Origin of the sequence: Mycobacterium sp. B14F4 (genome assembly GCF_039871645.1) — a bacterium.
Classification (GTDB): Bacteria; Actinomycetota; Actinomycetes; order Mycobacteriales; family Mycobacteriaceae; genus Mycobacterium.
The window spans coordinates 372626-397216 of record NZ_JBDPMF010000005.1 but is presented as its reverse complement, the minus strand read 5'-3'; the positions used below and the strand labels follow the sequence as shown (position 1 = coordinate 397216).

The 24591-nt window shown below is 68.5% G+C and carries 14 protein-coding genes; 2 read left to right on the top strand and 12 right to left on the bottom strand.

The features are described from left to right. Positions 1-19: 19 nt before the first annotated feature. Complete coding sequence (locus tag ABGB19_RS16875) at positions 20-3322, top strand: arabinosyltransferase domain-containing protein (protein WP_347687103.1); 3303 nt, start codon at positions 20-22, stop codon at positions 3320-3322. After that, entirely contained in the window at positions 3319-6546 is a 3228-nt protein-coding gene (locus ABGB19_RS16870; protein ID WP_347687102.1) for an arabinosyltransferase domain-containing protein, read from the top strand. Before ABGB19_RS16875 ends, ABGB19_RS16870 begins: the two co-directional genes overlap by 4 nt. A gap of 54 nt (positions 6547-6600) precedes the next feature. Here ABGB19_RS16870 and usfY read toward each other — a convergent pair whose 3' ends face one another. The 12 genes from usfY to ABGB19_RS16810 all read right to left on the bottom strand — a co-directional run bounded on the left by usfY (position 6601) and on the right by ABGB19_RS16810 (position 24580). After that, positions 6601-6897, bottom strand: a complete 297-nt coding sequence (gene usfY / locus ABGB19_RS16865) for a protein UsfY (protein WP_347687101.1) — start codon at positions 6895-6897, stop codon at positions 6601-6603. A 38-nt stretch (positions 6898-6935) separates the two neighbouring features. Continuing rightward, the gene (locus ABGB19_RS16860; RefSeq protein WP_347687100.1) at positions 6936-7319 is read right to left on the bottom strand and encodes a phage holin family protein; all 384 of its coding nucleotides are present in this window, start codon (positions 7317-7319) and stop codon (positions 6936-6938) included. 229 nt (positions 7320-7548) lie between these two features. Beyond that, positions 7549-8559, bottom strand: a complete 1011-nt coding sequence (locus ABGB19_RS16855; protein ID WP_347687226.1) for a DUF4331 family protein — start codon at positions 8557-8559, stop codon at positions 7549-7551. Positions 8560-8705: 146 nt separating this feature from the next. Then, entirely contained in the window at positions 8706-10280 is a 1575-nt protein-coding gene (locus ABGB19_RS16850) for an acyl-CoA carboxylase subunit beta (protein WP_347687099.1), read from the bottom strand. Further along, entirely contained in the window at positions 10277-15565 is a 5289-nt protein-coding gene (pks13, locus tag ABGB19_RS16845; protein WP_347687225.1) for a polyketide synthase Pks13, read from the bottom strand. Before pks13 ends, ABGB19_RS16850 begins: the two co-directional genes overlap by 4 nt. 148 nt (positions 15566-15713) lie before the next feature. Continuing rightward, complete coding sequence (gene fadD32, locus ABGB19_RS16840) at positions 15714-17603, bottom strand: long-chain-fatty-acid--AMP ligase FadD32 (RefSeq protein WP_347687098.1); 1890 nt, start codon at positions 17601-17603, stop codon at positions 15714-15716. Positions 17604-17771: 168 nt separating this feature from the next. Next, a complete protein-coding gene (locus tag ABGB19_RS16835) occupies positions 17772-18779 on the bottom strand; it encodes a cutinase family protein (RefSeq protein WP_347687097.1) in 1008 nt (335 codons plus the stop codon). Positions 18780-18797: 18 nt separating this feature from the next. Continuing rightward, the gene (locus tag ABGB19_RS16830; RefSeq protein WP_347687096.1) at positions 18798-19250 is read right to left on the bottom strand and encodes a DUF732 domain-containing protein; all 453 of its coding nucleotides are present in this window, start codon (positions 19248-19250) and stop codon (positions 18798-18800) included. Positions 19251-19308: 58 nt separating this feature from the next. After that, entirely contained in the window at positions 19309-20187 is an 879-nt protein-coding gene (locus ABGB19_RS16825) for an alpha/beta hydrolase family protein (protein WP_347687095.1), read from the bottom strand. A 165-nt stretch (positions 20188-20352) separates the two neighbouring features. Beyond that, a complete protein-coding gene (locus ABGB19_RS16820; protein ID WP_347687094.1) occupies positions 20353-21393 on the bottom strand; it encodes an alpha/beta hydrolase family protein in 1041 nt (346 codons plus the stop codon). A 207-nt stretch (positions 21394-21600) separates the two neighbouring features. Further along, positions 21601-23613: a flagellar motor control protein ZomB gene (gene zomB / locus ABGB19_RS16815; RefSeq protein ID WP_347687224.1), complete on the bottom strand. Its 2013-nt coding sequence runs from the start codon at positions 23611-23613 to the stop codon at positions 21601-21603. Positions 23614-23665: 52 nt separating this feature from the next. After that, entirely contained in the window at positions 23666-24580 is a 915-nt protein-coding gene (locus tag ABGB19_RS16810; protein ID WP_347687093.1) for a decaprenyl-phosphate phosphoribosyltransferase, read from the bottom strand. Between the last annotated feature and the right edge of the window lie 11 nt (positions 24581-24591).

Below are 24591 nucleotides of genomic sequence, written 5' to 3'. Positions count from 1 at the left end.
TCGCCTACCATCGACCCTCGTGCCACGCGACGGTAATGAGCGGATCCACCGCCTCGCCCGACTGATCGCCGTCGTCGCCGGCATCGCCGGAGTGCTGCTGTGCGGAGTGGTCCCGCTGCTGCCGGTCACGCAGACGACGGCGACCATCGTGTGGCCTCAGGCGCCCGGCCCGGACGGCTTCGTCAGCGACGTCACCGCCCCGCTGGTGTCGGGTGCGCCGCAGTCCCTCGACATCTCGATCCCCTGCCAGGCCATCGCCACCCTGCCCGCCGCCGGTGGGCTCGTGTTGTCGACGGTGCCGCCGGGCGGCATCGACGCCAGCCGCAACGGCCTGTTCGTGCGCGCCACCACCGACGTGGTGTTCGTCGCGTTCCGCGACTCGGTCGCCGCGGTGGCCAACCGCGATGCGGTGGCCGGCGAGGCCTGCAGCACCCTGCGCATCTGGGCCGACCCCGGCCAGGTCGGCGCCGACTTCGTCGGAATCCCCGGTGCCACCGGCACGCTGCCCGCCGAGGAGAAACCCCAGGTCGTCGGCGTCTTCACCGACCTCGAGGTGGCCGCACAACCAGGGCTGTCGGCGCGCATCGACGTCGACACCCGGTTCATCACCTCGCCGACCACCCTGAAGCTCGCGGCGATGGTGCTCGGCGTCGCGTGTGTGATCGCGTCGATCGCGGCGCTGGCCGTGCTGGACCGCCGGGGTGGCCGCCGTGCGCCCGGCGCGTGGCGGCGGTTCTGGCGCGTCGGGCCGTCGCACTGGCTGGCCGACATCGGGGTCATCGGCACGCTGCTGCTCTGGCATCTGATCGGGGCGACGTCGTCGGACGACGGCTACAACCTCACGATCGCGCGGGTCTCGGCCGAGGCCGGCTACACCGCGAACTACTACCGCTTCTTCGGTGCGACGGAAGCGCCGTTCGACTGGTACCAGTCGGTGCTCGCCCAATTCGCCTCGATCAGCACCGCAGGCGTGTGGATGCGGGTGCCCGCGACGCTGGCCGCGATCGGCACCTGGCTGATCGTCAGCCGTTGTGTGCTCCCGCGACTGGGCCGCCCGCTGGCCGTCAACCGGGTCACGGTGTGGACCGCGGGCGCGGTGTTCCTGGCGGCGTGGCTGCCGTTCAACAACGGCCTGCGGCCGGAACCGCTCATCGCGTTCGGCGCGATCGCGGCCTGGGTGCTGGTCGAGAACGCGATCGCGACCCGGCGGCTGTGGCCCGCCGCGTTGGCGGTCGTCGTCGCGGTGTTCAGCGTCACCCTGGCGCCGCAGGGGCTGATCGCGATGGCGCCGCTTCTGGTGGGTGCCCGCGGGATCGTGCGCACCGTCCGGGGCCGCAAGCCCGTCGACGGGATATCCCCCGCAAGCGGGAGGTACCCCCAGGCGTCCGCATGGCTGCCGCTGTTGGCGTCGGCCGCCTTGATCTTCGTGGTGGTGTTCCGCGACCAGACCCTGGCGACGGTCGCCGAATCGGCGCGCATCAAGTACGTGGTGGGACCGACGATCGCCTGGTATCAGGAGTTCCTCCGCTACTACTTCCTCACCGTCGAGGAGAGCATCGACTCGTCGCTGACCCGCAGGTTCGCGGTGCTGGTCATGTTGCTGTGCCTGTTCGGGATGCTGGCGGTGCTGTTGCGCCGCGGCGGCGTGCCCGGAATGGCGAGTGGTCCGGTCTGGCGGCTGATCGGAACGACCGCGGTGGGCCTGCTGCTGCTGACGTTCACTCCGACGAAGTGGGCGGTCCAGTTCGGGGCGTTCGCCGGACTGGCAGGCGCGCTGGGCGCGGTCACCGCGTTCGCGTTCGCCCGCGTGGGACTGCACAGCCGCCGCAACCTCGCCCTGTATGTGACCGCGCTGCTGTTCGCGTTGGCCTGGGCGACATCGGGTCTCAACAGCTGGTTCTACGTCGGCAACTACGGTGTGCCGTGGTTCGACAAGCAACCGGTGATCGCGGGGATTCCGGTCACGGGGATCTTCCTCGCGCTGGCGATCGCGACGGGTCTGCTCGCGGGGTGGCTGCACTTCCGGATGGACTACACCGGCCACACCGAGGTCGCCGACACCCGGCGCAACCGGGTGCTGGCGTCCACACCGTTACTGGTGGTGGCCGTCGTCATGGTGGTGCTCGAGGTGGGCTCGATGGCGAAGGGCTTCGTGCAGCGCTACCCGGTCTACACCATCGGCAAGGCCAACCTCGCGGCCCTGACATCCGGCTCGAGCTGTGGGATGGCCGACGACGTGCTCGTCGAACCCGATACGAACGCCGGTCTGTTGCAACCGGTTCCGGGCCAGCGGTTCGGCGAGCACGGACCGCTCGGCGGCGAGGACCCGGTGGGCTTCACCCCGAACGGCGTCAACGACACACTCGACCCAGCCGAGCCCGTCGCCGTCAAGCCCGGTCTGGTCAACTCCGACGGCAACGCCAACGAACCCGTCGTCGGGATCGGCTTCGCGGCGGGCACCGGCGGCGGCTACGGACCGGTCGGTGTCAACGGCTCGAACGTGTTCCTGCCGTTCGGCCTCGACCCCGAGCGGACGCCGGTGATGGGCAGCTATGACGAGAACACCGTCGCTGCCAAGGTCACCTCCGCGTGGTACCGGTTGCCGTTCGCCGCGGGCGAGCGCCCCGAGGACCGACCGCTGGTGACAGTGGCTGCGGCGGGCGCGATCTGGTACTACGAGGAGGACGGGTCATTCAGCTACGGGCAGTCGCTGAAGCTGCAGTGGGGTGTGCACCGGCCCGACGGCATCTACCAGGCGCTCAACGAGGTCCAGCCGATCGACATCTTCCGCCAGAACGCCTGGCGCAACCTGCGTTTCCCGCTCGCCACGGCGCCGCCGGAGGCCAACGTCGCGCGCATTGTCGCCGATGATCCCAACCTGTCCGAGGACCAGTGGTTCGCGTTCACACCGCCGCGCGTGCCGGTCCTCGAAACCGCGCAGCAGTACCTCGGCTCCGTGACGCCGGTGCTGATGGACATCGCCACGGCCGCGAACTTCCCCTGCCAGCGGCCGTTCTCCGAGCGGCTCGGCGTGGCCGAACTGCCGGAATACCGCATCCTGCCGGATTTCACGCAGGTGGTGTCGTCGTCGAACATGTGGCAGTCCGCCCAGGACGGTGGCCCGTTCCTGTTCATCCAGGCGTTGTTGCGGACATCGGCCGTTCCGACTTACCTGCGCAACGACTGGTACCGGGACTGGGGCTCCATCGAACGCTATGACCGCGTGGTGCCCGCCGCGCAAGCGCCGGAGGCGGCAATCGAGCAGGGCACGCAGCGGGCATTCGGGTGGAGCCGCAACGGACCGATCAGGGCGCTGCCATGAGCCGGCCCGTGAGCAGCGACACGACGGTGCGCGGCGACGTGCGGACGGCTCGCTGGGTCGCGATGATCGCCGGCCTGCTCGGGTTCGTGCTGTCGGTGGCGACCCCGCTGCTGCCGGTCGAACAGTCGACCGCGGAGTTGAACTGGCCGCAGGGCGGTCAGCTGAACAGCGTTACGGCGCCGCTCATCTCGCAGGCGCCGGTCTCGATGTCGGTGACCGTGCCGTGCGACGTGATCGGCACGATGCCGCCCCGCGGTGGGGTGGTGCTGGGCACCGCACCCAAGGACGGCAAGCAGGCCGCACTGCAGGGCCTGTTCGTCACCGTCACCGCGGAGCGCGTCGACGTCACCGACCGCAACGTGGTGGTGGCCAGCGTGCCGCGGTCGCGGGTGGCAGGAGCCGGGGCCGCCCCGGGATGTTCGAGCATCGAGATAACGTCCTCGGAGGCAGGCACTTTCGCGACCTTCGAGGGCCTGACTAAGGCGGACGGCAGCGAACAGTACAGCGGCTTCCCGGACCCGAATCTGCGTCCTGCGATCGTCGGGGTGTTCACCGACCTGACCGGTCCCGCGCCGCCGGACATGCGCCTGTCGGCTGTCATCGACACCCGGTTCACCACGGAGCCAACGCCGTTGAAGCTGGCGGCGATGGTGCTGGCGATCCTGTCGACGATACTGGCGCTGCTCGCGCTGTGGCGGCTGGACCGCATCGACGGACGACGGATGCACCGCTGGATTCCGCAGCGCTGGCGCACGTTCACCGCCACCGATGTGGTGGTGGTCGGCGGGTTCGTCGGGTGGCACGTCATCGGCGCGAACTCCTCCGATGACGGCTACATCCTCGCGATGGCGCGCGTGGCCGGGCACGCGGGCTACATGTCGAACTACTTCCGCTGGTTCGGCAGCCCCGAGGATCCGTTCGGCTGGTACTACAACGTGCTGGCGATGATGACCAGCGTCAGCGACGCCAGCATCTGGATCCGGCTGCCCGATCTGGTCTGCGGGATCGTCTGCTGGGTGCTGTTGTCCCGCGAGGTGCTGCCCCGGTTGGGGCCCGCGGTCGCGGCGAGCAAGCCGGCGCTGTGGGCGGCGGGCCTGGTGCTGCTGGCGGCGTGGATGCCGTTCAACAACGGCCTGCGGCCCGAGGGCCAGATCGCGACCGGCGCGCTGATCACCTACGTGCTGATCGAGCGGGCCATCACGTCCGGTCGGTTGACGCCGGCCGCGCTGGCGATCGTCACGGCGGCCTTCACCCTCGGCATCCAGCCCACCGGCCTGATCGCGGTGGCCGCCCTGCTCGCCGGTGGCCGTCCGATACTGCGGATTCTGATGAAGCGGCGGCGCCTGGTTGGCACCTGGCCGCTGGTGCTGCCGCTGCTGGCCGCGGGCACGGTGGTGCTGACGGTGATCTTCTTCGACCAGACGTTCGCAACGGTGTTGGAAGCCACCAGAATCCGCACGGACGTCGGCCCGAACCAGGAGTGGTACACCGAGAACCTGCGCTACTTCTATCTGATCCTGCCGACGGTCGACGGCTCCCTGTCGCGGCGGTTCGGGTTCCTGATCACCGCGCTGTCGCTGTTCGCGTCGATGTTCATCATGTTGCGGCGCAAGCGGGTTCCCGGCGTCGCGCGCGGGCCGGCGTGGCGGCTGATGGGAATCATCCTCGCGACGGTGTTCGTGTTGATGTTCACCCCCACCAAGTGGGTGCACCACTTCGGTCTGTTCGCCGCGGTGGGCGCGGCGATGGCGGCGCTGGCCACGGTGCTGGTCTCGCCGGCGGTGCTGAGGTGGTCACGCAACCGGATGGCGTTCTTATCTGCCCTGCTGGCTCTGTTGTCATTGTGTTTCGCCACCACGAACGGCTGGTGGTACGTGTCGAGTTACGGCGTGCCGTTCAACAACGACATGCCTGCGCTCGGTGGACTCACGGTCAGCACCGTGTTCTTCGCGCTGTTCGCCGTCACCGGGCTGTACGCGCTGTGGCTGCACTTCTCGCCGCGCACCCGCGGTGAGGGGCGTATCGCGCGGGCGCTGACCGCCGCGCCGATCCCGGTCACGGCCGGCTTCATGGTGGTGGTGTTCGTCGGCTCCATGCTGGTCGGCGTGGTAAGGCAATACCCGACGTACTCCAACGCGTGGGCCAACCTGCGGGCGTTGACCGGTGGCTGCGGCTTGGCCGACGACGTGCTCGTCGAACCCGATCCCAACGACGGCTTCCTGACGCCGCTGGCCGGAGAATACGGTCCGCTGGGCGCGCTCGGCGGTGTGGACCCCACCGGGTTCGACCCCGACGGTGTGCCGGAAGAGATTGTCGCCGAGGCGATTCGGGTGAACCTGCCGATGCCGGGCACCGACTACGACTGGGATCAGCCGACCAAGCTCAAGACACCTGGCGTCAACGGGTCGACGGTGCCGCTGCCCTACGGGCTCGACCCGGCCCGCGTTCCGGTGGCCGGCAGTTACGTCGAAGGTGCGCAGCAGGAGAGTCGGCTGACCTCAGCGTGGTACCAGCTTCCGCCCGCCGACGACGCGCATCCGCTCGTGGTGGTCACCGCGGCGGGCACCATCACCGGCGACAGCGTCTTCAACGCCCGAACCGAGGGCCAGACGGTCGAGTTGGAGTTCGCGCGGCCCGGCCCCGACGGTGCACCGGTACCCGCGGGCAGACTGGTGCCCTACGACCTGGGACCGATCCCGTCGTGGCGCAATCTGCGGTTCCCACGCGCCGATATCCCGGCCGACGCGGTTGCGATACGCATTGTCGCCGAGGATCTTTCGTTGACGCCGGGTGATTGGGTCGCGGTGACGCCGCCGCGCGTGACCGAGCTTCGGTCGGTACAGGAGTTCGTCGGCTCCGAGCAACCGGTGCTGATGGACTGGGCCGTCGGGTTGGCCTTCCCCTGCCAGCAGCCGATGCTGCACGCCAACGGCGTCACCGATATTCCGAAGTTCCGCATCACCCCGGACTACAACGCCAAGCGCAAGGACACCGACAGCTGGCAGGACGGAATCAACGGCGGTCTGCTCGGCATCACGGACCTGCTGCTGCGCGCGCGGGTGATGGCGACCTACCTGTCGGCGGACTGGGGCCGCGACTGGGGTTCGCTGCGCAAGTTCGAGATGACCCCCGAGGCCGCGGACGCGCAATCGGCCACCATGGATCTCGGCACGGCCACCCGCAGCGGCCTGTACAGCCCGGGCCACATCCGCATCAAACCCTGACCCGTCGCCGCCCCGTTGTCGCGTGGGCCCACGCGCAGCTGCGGACGTGCGGGTCTAGCGGCTCGGCTTGCGCTTCTCGGCTTCCCACCGGTTTTCGAGCCGGACCACTCGGCGGTTCTCGACGACGATCCACATGGCGCCGGCGACCGCTCCCAGCACGGCGATGAGCACCGTCGAGTAGATCCACTCGTAGCGTTGGTATGCAGCGACGGCGACCGTGGCCATCAACGCCGCCGCCGACAGCGCCAGCAGGATCAACCCGGGCCAGTAGAAGTTGTCCTTCATGGTGATGCCGGCGTGGGGTTGCGTGGTCCGATGGTGATCTGTCGGATCGTGATGCGTGGTTCCCATCACGCCTCCCTCCGTGGTCGGACGGCTTGGCGTACCGGTCAGGCTGTGCCGGTACGCTCCCGGGCCAGGGTCGCGGGCAGCGAGATGGCACCGATGGTCGTCACCAGCCACACCACCAGCGTCGTGGTCAACCACGACGCGAACCCGTCGATGCTCAGCCCGTGGGTCAGAGCGGCGGCGACCGCCAGCGCGAGAACCGTCAGCGCCAACCCGGCGCCGCCGAGGAGCAGCGACGCGTAATCGTGTGGCAATTTGAGAAGGACCAGCGAAGTGAGCGCTTGGCCCACCGAGAACACCACCACGGCGACGAGGAACGCGGGCACGGTCACCGAGACGCCGGGCACCACCCAGGCCGCCACCAGCAATCCGATCGCCCACGAGCCCAGCAGCGCCACCGCGCGCACCAGGACTTGCCTCTCCATGACATCAAGCGTAAGTCGCTGGTCGACGACTGTGAAGGTCCGCGATCGACGCGACCCGGCAGCCGCCCGGACACGCTGGACGTGCGTTATGCGCGTGGCTCTCTAGCCTGAGGCGGTGGACCGGATCCGGCGCAGTGACTCGACGCTGACCCGCGTCATCGAATGGTAGGTCGACGACCTGCCGGGCTGGCTGAAGCTCCCGCCGATCTGATCGTCGCTGGACCGGGTGTCAGTGCGGCGTGCCCAGGTACGGGAACTCGTTCGTGGTGTCGACGTGCGGGCGCAAACCGCTGGGCGGGCATTCGCCCTTGGTCAGGAAGGCCAGTCGGTAGTCGATGACATCGTCGGTGAAGGTCCGGCCGTTGGGATACTTGGCGGGTTCGGACGGGTCGAAGGTGAGCATGTCGGGCAGGATGCCCTCGTCGTCGATCGCCGCGATGGCTTCTGCGCGGGTGTAGTCGCCGGTGTGTCCCATGAGGTGAATGAATTGGTCGATCCACCGCTCCCGGTCGTTGACGGGTTCGCTGGCGTTGTACTCCAACTTGGTGTCGTCGGTGTTGAAAAAGCTGCTCACCGACGGGTGACCGGCCCGGTCGACGTGCTCCAGCTTGCCCTCGCGGCGCAGGCTGCATCGTCCCCAGATCCGCACGTCGGGGTCCGCACCCAGGTAAACGGTCGGAAGTTCCAACACTGTCGAGAAGACATTGGCCGTCGTATTGGAATCCCGGCCGGTCCATGGTGATTTCCCGGCGAGCGCGTCGAGGTGAGGCGCGGTGAAGTTCCGCGTTCCCGAGATGTCGAACAGGTTCTTGATGCCGTCGAAATCAAAGAAGAACGCGTCGCTGCGGGCGCCGGCGAAAAACGTGAAATCGCCTGACAGGGCGATATGGGGAGTCTTACCGAACGAAACGTCGACGGCGTCGAAGATCTTCTCGCCGACGGCTTCGGGCTCCTCGGCCTCCTCACCCGTTGCCAGAAAGACATCGACGGTCTGCCGGCCATCGTTCACGGACGAGAAGGCATAACTGAACGCGATGTCGTTCCGCAGGTCACCGTCGTTGTCGATGGCCAGCCGGTAGATCGCGTCGGGGTGCAGCGCGTCTGCGTTCGGATTCGCGTTGAGGATCAGCACCGTCCGAGTGGGATCGGCGGGTGATTGAAAGGCGTACAGATCGCAGAGGTCGAGCCGTTGATCGCCCAGCGGCGGACCGAGGCTCAGGCCCGTGAAGTGGTTTGACACAGTCGTCAATCAAACCGCACCGAGCCGACCACGTCCTGAGAACCGAGGCGAAGATGCGCACCGTGACACCGTCCCGAAGGTGCGCAGAGTGCTGCGGTTTCCGCGGCGTTTCGTGAGCAAACACCCACGCTCGCGGAAAACCAACATTAAATCGGCGTGAGGCCGTGTTTGCGCTGCACGCGGGTGATCTGCTTGTCACGCAACAGGTTCATCGACTTGCGCAGCATCAGTCGCGTCTCGTGTGGCTGGATCACCGCGTCGATGAACCCGCGCTCGGCGGCGATCCACGGCGTGGCCATGTTGAGGTTGTAGCCCTCGATGAAGTCGGCGCGGATCTTCTGCACCTCCGGCGCGGTCGGATCCGGGAAACGCTTCACCAGCAGCTGCGCCGCACCCTCGGCGCCGATCACCGCGATGCGCGCCGTCGGCCACGCGTAGTTCAGGTCGGCCGACAGCTGCTTGGAGCCCATCACGGCGTACGCGCCGCCGTAGGACTTGCGGATCGTGATCGTCACCTTGGGCACGTCGGCCTCGACGACGGCGTTGAGGAAGCGGCCGCCGCGCTTGATGATGCCGCCCTTCTCCTGCTCGACGCCGGGCATGAAGCCCGGGGTGTCGACGACGAAAACCAAAGGCAGGTTGTAGGAGTCGCAGAACCGGATGAACCGCGCCGCCTTGTCCGAGGCCTCGTTGTCGATCGAACCCGAAAGGTGCATCGGCTGGTTGGCCAGCACGCCGACCGGCCTGCCGTCGACCCGCGCGAACGCGGTGATCATCGCAGGCCCCTGCTGTTCGGCCACCTCGAACACATCGCCGTCGTCGAAGATCCGCAACAGGATCTCGTGCATGTCGTAGGCCATGTTGTCGCTGTCCGGCACGATCGAGTCGAGCTCGTAGTCGTGCGGTGTGAGCTCGGGCTCCAGCCCGGGGTTGACGATCGGTGCGTCGTCAAACGTGTTGGGCGGCAGGAAGCTCAGGTAGTCGCGCACGTACTGGAAGGCCGCCGCCTCGCTCTCCACGACCTGGTGGATGTTGCCGTAGCGGGCCTGGGCGTCCGCCCCGCCGAGCTCGTCGAGCGAGACGTCCTCACCGGTGACGTCCTTGATCACGTCCGGGCCGGTGACGAACATGTAGCCCTGGTCCCGCACGGCCACCACCAGATCCGTCTGGATCGGCGAATAGACCGCTCCGCCTGCGCATTTGCCGAGGATGATCGAGATCTCGGGCACCAGGCCGCGCAGCAGCTCGTGGCGGCGGCCCAGCTCGGCGTACCACGCCAGCGAGGTCACGGCGTCCTGGATCCGGGCGCCGGCCGAGTCGTTGATGCCGATGATCGGGCAGCCGACCATCGCCACCCATTCCATCAGCTTGGCCACCTTGCGACCGAACATCTCGCCGACCGAACCCTGGAACACCGTCTGGTCGTGGCTGAACACGCCCACCGGCCTGCCGTTGATCTGACCGTGGCCGGTCACCACACCGTCGCCGAACAACGCGTTGGGATCGCCGGGCGTCTTGCACAGCGCGCCGATCTCCAGGAACGTGCCCGGGTCGAGCAGCGCGTGGATGCGGGCACGGGCGCTCGGGATGCCCTTCTTCTCACGCTTGGCGACGGCCTTCTCACCACCGGGCTCCTTGGCCAGCTCCAACTTCTCGCGGAGCTCGGCCAGCTGTTGAGCGGTGGTCTTCGGGTGGGGGGCGGGAACTGGCTCAGCGGTCACTTCGCCTGCTTCTCCTGATCCTCGTAGCGGGCCTCGATGCGCGCGAGCGCCTCGCTCATGTGTGCGCCGACCTTGGCAATGTACGGCTCGTCGATCGCCTGGATGTGCTCGCCCCCGATCGGCACGACCTCCAGTTCGGAGACGAACTCGCCCCAGCCGCCGTCGGGCCGGCGGGTGGCGTAGCGCGGCTCGAAGTAGATCGCGTCGTCGTGGTAGCGGTCGGCCATGTACAGCGTGACCTTGCCGTCGTAGGGCTTGATCTCGGCGGTGTCGATCGCGCGCTGGTCGAGGTACGACGTGCGCTGGTGCTCGATGATGCCGCCGGGAATCTGCACGCCGCTCTGGCTCACCACGTCCAGGACGAACTTCACCTGGCCCTCGTCGTCGAGCTTCTCGAGCTCCTCGTAGGGGATCTCGGGCACCTCGACATTGAATGTGCGCTCGGCGAAGCGGGCGTAGCGATCCCAGCGGGCGCGGGTCTCCTCCTGCGTCTGCGGGATCTCCTCGCCCGGGCGCACTGCGTCGATGAGGCCGACGAACCGCACATCGGCGCCGGCCTGCTTCAGCCCGATCGCGCACGCATAGGCCAGCACGCCGCCCAGCGACCAGCCGGCCAGGATGAACGGTCTATCGCCGTTGAGCTCCAACAACTTCGGCACGTACTCGCGGGCGCGCTCCTCGATCGAGCCCTCGACGCGCTCGATGCCGTACACCGGCGTGTCCGGCGGCAGGCGCTTCAGCAGCGGCTCGTAGACGACGGTCGATCCGCCCGCGGCGTGGAAAACGAAGACCGGGACATGGTCCGAGCCTTCCTTGGGGGCCCGGAGGGTGCGCACGAAACCGTCGACCTTGCCGCCCTCGAGGTACTCCCGGACGGTGACGGCCAGGTCCTCGATCGTCTTGGCGCCGCGGACGTCGTCGGGGGTGACCGTGCCCTCGTCGACCCGCTCGGTCAGCCGCTCGGCGATCTTCGCTGCGGTGGCGTCGTCGATAGCGGGCAGCGCGTTGAAGATGCCACCGGGCGACTTGCCGGTGACGATCGCCCATGTCGCGAACGTCACCCGCTCGGCCGCGTCGCGCGGCGGCACGTCGGCGCCCAGCGCCTCGGTGACCGCCTCCTGGCTGAGCGCCTTGGCGGCCGCGGCGACCGTGGACTGCGACGGACCCGATGTCGCGGCCGGGCCGGACGGATCGGTCGGCGGCGCGGGGATGTCGCTGACGGTCGCGGTGCCCGCGCTGGTGAGCGGGGACTCTCCGGTCCGCTCGGCCAGCTTCTGCTCCAGTTCGGCCACGGTCGACGCGCCGCCCATGAGCTCGGCCTGCTCGGCCGCGATCTCCTCGGCGGTCTTCGACTTCTGGTGCTCGGCGAGCTGGTCGACCTCGTCGCGGTGCTCGACCGCGTAGGCGATCAGCTTCTCGACGGCGTACAGGTTGGCGTCACGCACGGCGGTCAGCTGGATCGGCGGCAGGTCGAAGTCGTACTCCACCCGGTTCTTGATTCGCACGGCCATCAGCGAGTCCAGCCCGAGCTCGATCAGCGGCACCTCCCACGGCAGGTCCTCGGGCTCGTAGCCCATGGCACCGCCGACGATCGCGCCCAGCCGCTGGCCGATGGTCTCGCCGGAATCCGGCGACCACTTCGCGAAGCCCGCCGCCAGACCCGCGCCCGCGGTGAGGTTGTCCTGCAGAATCTCGGCATCTTCCTCGGGCTCGGCCTCTGCGGGTACCGCGGAAACCTCTTCGGTCACAGCGGCTCCCGTCGCGACGGCGGCCGGCAGTGCGCCGACGGCGCCGTTACGGCTCACGACCGCGTCGTACACCAGGGTGAACGACTCGTCGATGCGTGCGTGCACCTGCACGCTGGCCCCGCCGGGGTGCCGCGTCAGGGTGGTCACCAGCCGGGCACCCTCGCCTGGTACCGCCCGCTGCTCGGAGGCGACCAGCTTGGCGTCCGGAAGCACCTGCGCCGCAGCGGCCTTCACGAGACCGGCCAGGTCGGGCTCGCCCTTGGGCGCGTATTCCCAGACGTGGCGGCCGTCCGGCATCGCGACGTGGTTGCCCGGCATCATCACCGAGCTGTCGCCGGTGAACCGCGCGTCGAGCCAGTGCGGCTTGCGACGGAACCGGGTCGGCGGTATGTCGGCGAAGTCCAGTGCCCCGGCCAACCCCTTGGACCGGTGCGGGAACAGCGTGCGCAGATCCAGATCGTGACCGTGCACGAACAGCTGCGCCATCGCGGTCGTCATCGAGTCGACCTCGTCCTGCTTGCGCGCCAGCGTCGCGATCAGCTGCGCATCGTGCAGCCCAGCAGCCGCCGTGGTCAACCCGACCTGCATCAGCGCAACGGGATTGGGCGCCAACTCGAGGAACGTGGTGTGGCCGTTGTCGACGGCGTTGCGGATGCCTTGGGTGAAGTGGACGCTGTGCCGCAGCCCCTTCTTCCAGTAGTCGACGTCGTGGATGGTCTCGCCGGGCCGGAGGTAGCGGCCCTCGTGCACGGTCGAGAAGTAGCCGATCGTGATCGGATGCGGCTCGATGCCGACCAGTTCGGCGGCCAACTCGCCCAGCAGCGGGTCCATCTGCGACGTGTGGCTGGCGCCCTTGGTCTGGAACTTGCGCGCGAACTTCCCCTCCGACTCGGCGCGGGCGATGATCGCGTCCACCTGCTCGGGCGGGCCGCCGATGACCGTCTGTGTCGGTGCGGCGTACACGCACACCTCGAGGTCCTTGAAGTCGGCGAAAACGGTCTCGATCTCCTCGGCCGAGTACTCGACCAAGGCCATCAACCGGATCCACTCGCCGAACAGCATCGCCTCGCCCTCACCCATCAGGTGCGAGCGCGAGCAGATGGTCCTGGTCGCGTCGGCCAGCGACAAGCCGCCTGCGAAGTACGCCGCGGCAGCCTCGCCGAGCGACTGGCCAATCACCGCAGCGGGTTTGGCGCCGTGGTGGCGGAGCAGCTCGCCGAGCGCGACCTGGATCCCGAAGATCGTGATCTGCGTGGTCTCGATGCCGTAGTCCTGCGAGTCGTCGAGGATCAGCTCGACGATCGAGTAACCGCGCTCGTCCTGCACCAGCGAATCGACCTTGTTGATCCACTCGGCGAAGACCTCGTTGCGCAGATACAGGCTCTTGGCCATCTTGCGGTGCTGGGCGCCGAAGCCGGCCAGCACCCACACCGGCCCGTTGGTCACCGGGCCGTCGGCGCTGAACACGCTCGGGTGCTGCTTGCCCTCGGCGACCGCGCGCATACCCTTGGCGGCCTCGTCGTGGTCGCGGGCCAGCACCACCGCGCGCGACCGGCCGTGGTTGCGCCGCGACAGGGCGCGACCGATGGACTCGAGCGACGACTCGCGGCCCTCGGGGCTGTCGATCCAGTCGGCCAGCTCCGCCGCGGTCGCCTTCTTGCGCGAGGTCAGGAATCCCGAAACCGCCAGCGGCACAAGCGGTGTCGGTTGCTCGCCGGATTCCAGCTCCTCGCGGGCGAGTTCCAGCAGCCGCAGCGCCTCATCGGTCAGGCCGGGCAGTTCCGGCTCGTCGTCCAGTGCGACGGCCGGCCGGTCCAGCGCGTCGTCGTCCTCGTCGTCATCGATGAATTCGCCGTACTCGTCCATCCGGACACCGCCGACATAAACGGCGGTCGCTTCCGAGGGAGCCGCGGTGGCCTCGGCGACGGGTTCGTCGGGTTCGGGCTCGACGAGATCGGACGGCAGCACCTCGCGCAGCACCAGGTGCGCGTTGGCGCCGCCGAACCCGAAACCGGACACACCCGTGATCGCGTGCCCGCTGTAACGCGGCCAGTCGGTGACGGTGTCGGCGACCTTGAGGTGCACCCCGTCGAAGTCGATGTACGGGTTGGGGCCGGTGTAGTTGATCGACGGCGGGATCTTGTCGTTGCGCAGCGCCAGCGTCATCTTCGCCAGGCTCGCCGCACCCGCTGCCGACTCCAGGTGGCCCACATTGGATTTGATCGCACCGAGCAGCGCGGGCTTGTCGGCGGCCCTGCCCCTGCCGACGACGCGGCCGAGCGCGTCGGCCTCGATCGGGTCGCCGAGGATGGTGCCGGTGCCGTGCGCCTCGATGTAGTCGACGACGCGCGGGTTGATGCCGGCGTCCCTGTAGGCCTTGCGCAGCACCTCGGCCTGCGCATCGGGGTTCGGTGCGAGCAGCCCGTTGGAGCGGCCGTCGTGGTTGACCGCGCTGCCCGCGATCACGGCGAGGATCTCGTCGCCGTCGCGGCGCGCGTCGGCCACCCGCTTGAGCACCAGCATGCCGCCACCCTCGGAGCGGGCGTAACCGTCGGCGTCTTGCGAGAACGACTTGATCCGGCCGTCCGGCGCGAGCACCCCGCCGACCTCGTCGAAACCGACCGTGACCAGCGGGGTGATCAGTGCGTTGACACCGCCGACGATCGCCACGTCGGCCTCGCCCGACCGCAGCGCCTGCACACCCTGGTGCGCGGCGACGAGCGAGCTCGAGCAGGCGGTGTCGATGGCCACCGAGGGGCCGCGGAAGTCGTAGAAGTACGACACCCGGTTGGCAATGATCGAACTGGCGGTGCCGGTGATCGCGTACGGGTGCGCGATCGACGGGTCCGACATCGCGAGGAAGCTGTAGTCGTTCAGCGAGCTGCCGATGTAGACGCCGACGCTGGCACCGCGCAGGCTCGACGCCGGGATCCGGGCGTTTTCCAGTGCCTCCCAGGTCAATTCGAGCGCCATCCGCTGCTGCGGGTCGACGTTGTCGGCTTCCATCTTCGACAGCGCGAAGAACTCGGCGTCGAAGCCCTTGATGTCGGTGAGGTAGCCGCCCCGGGTACGCGCCTTGGCGACCCGCTCGGCGATGCGCGGTTCGCCGAGGAACTCCTCCCAGCGGCCCTCCGGCAGATCGGTGATCGCGTCGCGGCCCTCCAGCAGCGCCCGCCACGTCTCGTCGGGGGTGTTCATATCGCCTGGGAACCGGGTGGCCAGGCCGACGATGGCGATGTCCCTGGAGGCTGTGTCGTCGCGACTCCACGACTCCTCGTCCTCGTCGGACATCTCGAGTTCCGGTTCGCCCTCGACGATCACCGTCGCCAGCGACTCGATGGTGGGGTGGCGGAACGCGACCGTGGCGGTCAACGTGACCCCGGTCAGGTCCTCGATGTCGCTGGCCATCGCCACGGCGTCGCGCGAGGAAAGGCCGAGCTCGACCATCGGGGCGGATTCGCTGACCGAGTCGGGCGACTGGCCGGTGGCGTTGCCGATCCAGTTGCGCAGCCACGCGCGCATCTCGGCGACGGTCATGTCGGTCTTCGGCGGGGTCAGCGGCTTCTCGGGGGCCAGCTGCACTTCCGGTGGGGGCACCTCCCGCTCGCGGGGTACCGCCTCGGCGGCGACGTTCGATTCAGTTTCAGTCGAATTATCCTGCGTATCAGCCATTTTCGATTCAGTCTCAGTCAGTCTCGTCGGGGAAAGCGTTGGCGACCCTCCCGCTGCGCAGACTGCCGTCGAGGTAGGCCGAGCGGCAGGCACGGCGGCCGATCTTGCCGCTGGAGGTGCGCGGGATCGCGCCCGCGGGGGTCAGGAGCACGTCGCGCACGGTGACGCCGTGGCGCACCGCGATCGCGGCGCGGATGTCGTCGGCGATCGGGCCCATCTCGAGCTTGTGGGCGCCCGGCGCGCGCTCGCCCACGATGACGAGCTGCTCGGATGTGTCGTCCGGATCGCGTTTGAGACCGGAGTGCGCGTTCTCGAACACCTCGTCGGGCAGCTGGTTCGCGGGAACCGAGAACGCCGCGACGAACCCGGTGCGCAGCGCTTTGGTCGACTCCTGCGCAGAGTACTCGAGGTCCTGCGGGTAGTGGTTGCGGCCGTCGATGATCACCAGATCCTTGACGCGGCCGGTGATGTAGAGCTCGCCGTCGTGGTAGGCGCCGAGGTCACCGGTGCGCACCCACGTCGCGTCGTCGGTCGCGCCCTCGGCGTGCGACGGATTGGTCCGCGACTTGAGGATGTTCTGGAAGGTGGCGATCGTCTCCTCGGGCTTACCCCAGTAGCCGGTGCCCATGTTCTGGCCGCTGATCCAGATCTCGCCGATCTGCCCGTCGGGCAGCTCGGTGGCGGTGTCGTTGTCGACGATCACCGCCCACTCCGCGACTCCGATCTTGCCGGCCGAGGCCTGCGCCACCGCCTTCGGGGAATCGTCGGGCACCGGGACGAAGCGACCGATGTTCAGCTCGTCGCGATCGACCGAGATGATCGTGGGCTCCTCGGCGGACGGCGTGGTCGACACGAACAGCGTCGCCTCGGCCAGACCGTAGGACGGCTTGATCGCCTTGGGCTGGAAGCCGTACGGACCGAACGCCTCGTTGAACCGGCGCACGGTGGCCGCCGAGATCGGCTCGCTGCCGTTGAGGACCGCCTTGACGTTCGACAGGTCCAGCGGCGACTCGCCGTCCTTGGGCAGGCCGCGGGTCGCGGCGTGGTCGAACGCGAAGTTCGGCGCCACCGAGATGGTGCCGCCGGTGTCGCCCTCCTTGCGCGCCATCTCGCGAATCCACCGACCCGGCCTGCGCACGAACGCGGCGGGCGTCATGAACGTCACGTAGTGGCCGATCATCGGCGAGAGGAGCACCGTGATCAGGCCCATGTCGTGGAAGAACGGCAGCCAGGACACGCCCCGGTCGCCCTCCTCGCCGTCGAGCGCCTCGATCACCTGCACCACGTTGGTGGCCAGGTTGAGATGGGTGATCTGCACGCCGGTGGGGATGCGCGTGGATCCCGACGTGTACTGCAGATAGGCGATGGTGTGCTCGTCGACGTCGACCTGCTCCCAGGTGGCCCCGACCTCGTCCGGCACGGCATCGACGGCGATCACCCGGGGACGCTGGTTGGCCGGACGGCTGCGGAAGAACTTGCGCACGCCTTCGGCGGCCTCGGTGGTGGTCAGGATCGCCGACGGGTGGCAGTCGTCGAGCACGGCGTGCAGCCGCCCGACGTGGCCCGGCTCATTGGGGTCGAACAGCGGCACGGCGATGCGGCCGGAGTAGAGCGTGCCGAAGAACGCGACGAGGTACTCCAGGTTCTGCGGGCACAGGATCGCCACGCGGTCACCCGGCTGGGTCACGTGCTGCAGGCGGGCGCCGACGGCGCGGTTGCGGGCACCGAAGTCGGCCCAGCGCAGATCGCGCGCGACACCGTCGCGTTCGGTCGAGAAGTCCATGAAGCGGTAGGCGAGCTTGTCCCCACGAACCTTCGCCCACCGCTCGACGCGGCCGACCAGGCTTCCGTTGTCGGGAAACTTGATCAGTCCGTCCTTGATGAACGGGTTGTGGAACCCCATTTCACTCTCCTGTCAAAGGCACACTCGTCTTGATGCCGATCGCACATGACGTCCGGGGACCACCCCAAACCCCGAAGATCGTACCGGTCGGCCTTCGCCCAACTGGTCTTAGTTTTTTCTTAATGTTAGGCGACCGGTTGACGCAGTCCAAATCGCTGCGGTCACAGGTCAGCCATGTTTCGGCCGCGGGGCGTTATCGATCAAACCCTGCGCCCAACCCAGTGTCCACTGCGTCGACGACGCCCCGTCCACATTCCAGAACTCCGTCGAGGCGTACATCGCGTGGATGGGTTGTCCCGCACCGCCGACGAGGATGTCGATGGTCTTCGGCAGGTTGACGATGTTGAACGCCTCCGGCGGCGCCGAGCAGATCAGATCGCCGGGCGCGCAGATCTCGTTGACGCGGTCGTTGAGCGCACCGAACCCGCCGGGCCGCGGCCCCGTCATCGCCAGGCCCAGGCCGTCCAGCATCGGCACCTCGGCCAGCGTGATCTCGGCGCCCTGACCGGGCGGGTTGGGACCGACGTCCTTGCCGACGCCTGCCTGACGGCGGCCGTCGGCGATCAAAGTCACGCCCAGCACGAGATCCTCGTCGACCGGGCCGCGCCCGTTGCCGATGTCGCTGGCGATGTCACCGGCGATGACCGCGCCCTGGGAGAAGCCGACGAGCACGTAACTGGTCAGCGGGCAGCGGTTGTTCATGTCGGTGAGGGCCTGGACCGCCGCGCGGGTGCCCTCGGCACGCGAGTCGTCGTAGCTCATCTGCCCGTCCTGGGCGAACGGGTTGTGGAACTGGGCGGTGTAGGGAACGGTGAACACCTCGAGGCGGTCGTCGCCGAACTGTCCGCGGACCGGGTTGGTGACGCCGAGCAGCAATGCGATCGGGAACTGCGAGGGGTTGAACGGGTCCATCTGCGGGGCCGACTCCCACGTGCCCGGGATCGACAGCAGTTGCACGTCGGGGCAGCTGGCGTCCTGGAACTCCGGGCGCGGCTTCTTGGTCGTCTGGGTGCCCGTCGGCGGCACCGCCGACGGCGGTACGGCGCTGGGTGGTGTCTCGGGCTTGCGCAGCACGACGACGATGATGGCGACGAGCAACACCACAACGAGCGCCATCGCCCCGGCGGCGACGAGCGCGAGAATGCGATGGCGTTTCCGCCGGCTGGTGTTGGCCATGGATCGGTGGGGCTCCTGTTAGCAGAGTCGGTCGGATGCGATGCGAATGTAGTCGGACGTCACCGCGTTGACGTCGGGCGCCGGCGGCGCCATCCGGTCTGTGACGTCGCTGCGCACCAGCGGGTACACGGAGTCCCACACTTCCTGATCGTCGTGTCTGGCGGCGCGCGCCTGACACACGTACGACCCGATGCTCAACGCGAGCAGGTCGCTGGACGGTTCGACGCCCGCGGCGGTCAGCGCGTCGAGGTAGCCGCGCTGCCGGTCGGTGACGACAAGTGCGTTCGACTGCCCGCCCGCGGGCGGCGGTCCCGGCGGTGCGGCATCGGACGTGCCGTGGGCCGGTGCCGACTCGGTGGTCGGCATGCCGATGGTCGCCATCACGTCCTCGCCGGAGCAGGCGGACAGCGCAGCGACGGCCGTGCCGATCAGCAGCAGCCCTGCCACTGTTGTCCACACCGCGCGTCGCACGCTTCCACGGTACCGGCTGCCCGTACGGGTCCCCGGTGAGCGAAACGACGTTCGCTGACTACCTGATGGTGGTCGCCAACTCGCCGGACATGGCGGCGAGTTGGCCGCTCCACGAACCCCAGTCGTGGTTGCCGCCGGCCGGGAAGTCGAAGTGGCCGTTGCGCCCGCCGACGGCGCGATAGTGCTGGTAGAACTCCCGGTTGGTGCCCTGCGCGATGTCGCAGTAGTCGATCATCGCCGCGGGATCGGTGCACCCGCCTGCCGGCGCGCTCCACACCCACAATCGCGTGTTGTTGTCGGCCAGCAGTTGGACGTGCACGTTGGGCGAATGCCACTTCCAGCGGCCCAGCTGTGGCATGCCCCACATGTTGCGGGTTGCGACGCCGCCATACTTCGCCAGCCCGGCGGTGATGGCGCCGTCGACACCGGTGCGCTCGGGTGCGAGGAAGCCCGACAGGGATCCGGCGAAGCGGTAGCGGTCGGGGTGGAAGGTGGCCATCGCCATCGCACCGTAACCGCCCTGAGCGGCGCCGACGATGCCGTGCCCGCCCGGCGCGAGGCCCTTGTTGGCGGCCAGCCAGTTCGGCAGCTCGGTCGCCAGGAAGGTCTCCCACTGGCGGCTGCCGTCGAGTTCCCAGTTGGTGTACATGCTCCACGCGCCGCCTGCGGGCGCAGCCACCGAGATGCCCTGCCCGGCCAGCGTGTTCATGGCGTTGCCCGCGGTCACCCAGTTGCTCACGTCGGGGGCGGCGTTGAAGGCGTCGAGCAGCACGACGGCGTGCGGCCCACCGCCCTGAAAGGCGACGGGGATGTCGCGGCCCATGGCCGCCGAGGGCACCATCAGCATCTCGACTTGGGCGTTCGCCGCCGGCGCTGTCGCGGTCCATAGGCCTGCGGCCAGTGCCACGGTCATGATCGTCCGGACAAACCCACGCATCAACTGACCCACCTCACGTTCGTCTGCTGTCCCCGCGCGAGAAGTCAATCACACCACCGCGGCGGGCCGCGCAAAAAACCTCCGTTGCGGGCAGTGCCGGAAACGGCTGACGGCGGCGACCCCGAAGGATCGCCGCCGCCTGCAACGTATTTACTGACGAGAGGGTCAGTTACCGCCCTCGGCCGACACCGGCGTCGCGATCGGCGTCGTCGGCTGCGGCGTGGCACCGAGCACCCGCTGGATGTCCGGCTTCATCTGCTGCAGCTGCTGACCCCAGTAGCCCCAGCTGTGGGTGCCACTCTGCGGGAAGTTGAACACGCCGTTCTTGCCGCCCGCGGCGAGGTACTGCTCCTGGAAGGTCTCGTTGGTCCTCAGCGTGAAGCCCTCGAGGAACTTCGCGTTGAAGTTGTCGCCCTCGACCTTGCCGTTGATGTCGGCGGGCTTGCCGTTACCGCAGAACACCCAGATGCGGGTGCCGTTGGCGACCAGCCGGTCGATGTTGACCATCGGGTCGTTGCGCTTCCACGCCGGATCGCTCGACGGGCCCCACATGTCCTCGGACTCGTAGCCGCCCGCGTCACCCATCGACAGCCCGACCAGCATCGGCCACCAGCCCTCGGAGAGGTTCAGGAAGCCCGACAGCGACGCCGCGTACTGGAACTGCTGCGGGTAGTAGATCGCCAGCGTCATAGCGGCCGAGCCGGCCATCGACAGGCCGACCGCCGCGTTGCGGTTGGGGTTCACGCCCTTGTTGGCGGCGAGGTATGCGGGCAGTTCCTGGGTCAGGAACGTCTCCCACTTGTAGGTGGAGCAACCCGCCTTGCCGCAGGCCGGCTTGTACCAGTCGCTGTAGAAGCTGGACTGGCCGCCGACCGGCATGATCACCGCGAGACCGGAGTCGAGGTACCACTCGAACGCCGCGGTCTCGATGTCCCAGCCGTTGAAGTCGTCTCGGGCGCGAAGGCCGTCGAGAAGATAGACACCCGGCGCATCAGGGCCGCCGTTTTGGAATTGCACCAGAATGTTGCGTCCCATCCCGGCGGACGGAACCTGGAGGTACTCGACCGGCAGACCCGGACGAGAGAAAGCCTCCGCAGTCGCCGAGCCTCCGATGGCGCTGACCAGGCCGGGCAACACGGCAGCCGCAAGCGCAGCCCCCGCGAGCCGGCGGACCCAGGCACCCCGGATCTTGCCAACGAACTTCATGCTTCTTCTATCCCATCTGTCGTGTGCCGCACGCGGAATCGCCCGTCGGGCTTGCCGCGTAACCCGTGCAGTCAACCACACCTCGGTGTGAGACCTCCATTCCAAGTGTGTCGTCGCTGGTCGCATACCGACCTGTGCCACACGGCGCGCGGTGCGCGACCGCTCTATCGACCCGACGACACGAGGTGTTACCGGGTGTGAGATCGATCACGGTCCTGCAGCGGGCATGCCGGTGTACGGCTCGCTGGTCGGTGCCGGCACCTCCAGACCGCAGCGGGCCAGCTCGTAGAGCGGCACCCGGTCGATGCGGTACTGCGTCAGCTGATAGGCGTGCATCAGGTTCGACAGGAACCGCCGTGGCCCCATCGGCCCGCGCACCGCCGTCAGCATCGCGTCGGTCGCCGGACACTTCAGCGCGGCCTCGGCCTGCTTGACCCAGTCCTCGTCGACATAGCTGGGGATGAACGGCGGTTCCTTCAGCCACGGCCCCTCGGCGATGGCCCAGTCGGGGAACAGGTTCTTGTCGTGACCGATCCGGCCGTCTTCGAGTCGCGCGGTGTGCGCGGCAAGAGGATTGGCCAGCCCGATCTGGTCGACGACCCGCACGTCGAGGCCGACGTTCATGCCGAGCATGCCGAGGTTGGTGAAAAAGACTGTGTGCGGGCCTTTTTGGTTCTTCGGCGCGTCGGGAGGGGGCGGCAGGGCGGGCACCACGTCCCACTGGTCGTAGTTGCCCGACGGCAGCAGCAGCGCGCCGTCGGGGGTGTTGTCGATCGCCTCGAACACCGCGCGCATGCGCGGATAGTCCAGGTAGTCGGCGGCCGTCAACGGGTGCGCGTTGCCGGTGGCCTGCGCGTAGAACCGACGCTCGTCGACGATGCCCGAATAGGTCACACGGGTGGCGTCGCTGCCCATTCCGCTCGAATTCGCCGCCCACAGCGCCCATCCCGCGACCGCGAGCCACAGCACACCGGTGGCGCCGACGAAGAGCCAGCCGGCCCCGCGGGCCATCCGTCTGCCGTCGGGCAGCACCACCGGGATCACCGCGATGGGCGCCAGCATGCAGAACAGCGGCGTCAGCAGCACTCTGCCGTGCATGAAGTCGCCGCCCTGGCGGATCCAGTACAGCGCCTGCAGCAGTCCGCTGAGGAGAAAGAAGATCACCACGGCGGCCGGGCTCTGCACCATTCGCGCCAGCCAGCCGTCGCCGGAGGACCTGATGCTGCGCACCGACCGGGTGCGGCCGCGGGTCACCCACACCACGCCGGCCAGGCCCGCCAGCAGGATCGCAGGCGCCCACAGCAGATAGGGCTGGTTGAAGTTGGCCAGGTAGACGAAGCCCTGCGACCACTTGGACCCGGAGGCGTCCTTGGCCAGCGCGGTGCCCGGAAACAGCAAGCCGTAGTAGCCCATTCGGAAGATCTGGTAGGCCACCGGGACCAGACCGCCCGCGAGGACGATGAACCCGCGCCGGCGCCAGTCGCGCGCCGCGATCAGCATCATCACCAGGGCCAGCCCGCCGATCAACGCCAACTCGGGGCGCACCAGAACGGACAGCCCCGCCACGAAGGCCAGTGCGGCGTCGAAGAAGCGGGTGTCGGTGCGCGCAGGCTGCGGCGGCGCCTGCTGCGCCAGCGGCTGCCTGCGGATGGTCGGGGCGCCACCGCGGGACAGCGGTGCGGGTACGGCCCTGTAGGAGCGCGACGACTGTGCCCAGCACACCATCATCCACCACAGCAGACCGAGATAGGCCAGCACCAAACCGTTTTCGAGTCCCGAGGTGGCGAAGTCGCGGGCAGGCGGCACCGCGATGTAGACCAGTGCGCCCGCGGGCAGCATCAGTGCCCGGCGGCCCTGCAGGCTGGGTGCGTAGAGCCGCCCGGTGCCGAGCATGGCCAGCACCACGCCGAGCACGCTCAGCACCAGTGCGAAGACGAGCGCCACGTACTCCAGGCGCACCGAACCGCCGACCAGCCCCCCGAGGTAGATCAGATAGGTCCACACCGTCGAGGTGTTGGCCTCGACGCGTTCGCCGGCGTTGAAGACCGGGCCGTTGCCTTCCAACAGGTTCCGAACCGTGCGCAACACGATCAACCCGTCGTCGGCGATCCAGCGGCGCTGCCAGGCACCCCAGCCGAACAGTGCGGCGACCACCAGCACGCTCAGCCACAGGCTCAGCCGAACGGTCGTGTCGTAACGAAGGGCGGGCCAGCGGGCCATCCGGCGATCGAGCTTGCCGACCCAGCCGTCCGCGGCGAGTGGGCCGGGTCGCTCAGCTAAGGAAGACGGCCGCACCGATGGTCCCGATCCAAGCCAGCAGCAGCAACTGCAGCACCCGGTCCTTCAACGCGATCTCTTCGGGCTCACCGGCCATGCCGCCGTCCACGTCCACGGCGTAGCGCAGGATCGCGATGGTGATCGGGATGATCGTGACCGCGTACCAGGACGCCGTGGAACCGTCGCGTTCGAACGCCCACAGGCCGTAGCACAGCACCATCGCGGTGGCCGACAGGGTCCACACGAACCGGAGGTAGGACGCCGTGTAGCTCTCCAGCGACTTGCGGATCTTGGCCCCGGTCCGTTCGGCGAGTTGCAGTTCGGCATAGCGCTTCCCGGCGACCATGAACAGCGAGCCGAACGTCATGACCAACAAGAACCATTGCGACAGCGGGATACCCGCCGCTGCGCCGCCCGCGATGGCGCGGATCAGGTACGCCGACGAGACGATGCAGATGTCGAGCACGGCCTGGTGCTTGAGGCCGAAGCAGTACGCCAACTGCATCGCGATGTACACCGCGATCACCACGGTCAGGTTGGTCGAGGCGAGCAGTGAAATGCCCAGCGCCGCAAGGCCCAACACCGTGGAGGCGGTGTAGGCCAGCCACTCGGGGACGACGCCTGCGGCGATCGGGCGGAACCGCTTGGTGGGATGCTGGCGGTCGGCCTCGACGTCGCGCGCGTCGTTGACGAGGTAGATCGACGACGCGGCCAGCGAGAACGCGATGAACGCGATCAGGATCTTGATCGCGACCTCGCGGTAGTCGTAGTCCACGTCGCCGCCCAGGGCCGCGATGGGGGCCGCGAGCACCAGCAGATTCTTCACCCACTGCCGGGGCCGAATCGCCTTGACGAGGCCGGTGGCTGTGTTGCGGGGCGGCCCCTTGACCGGCGGCGGTTTCTCACTCATTGGCCGTACGC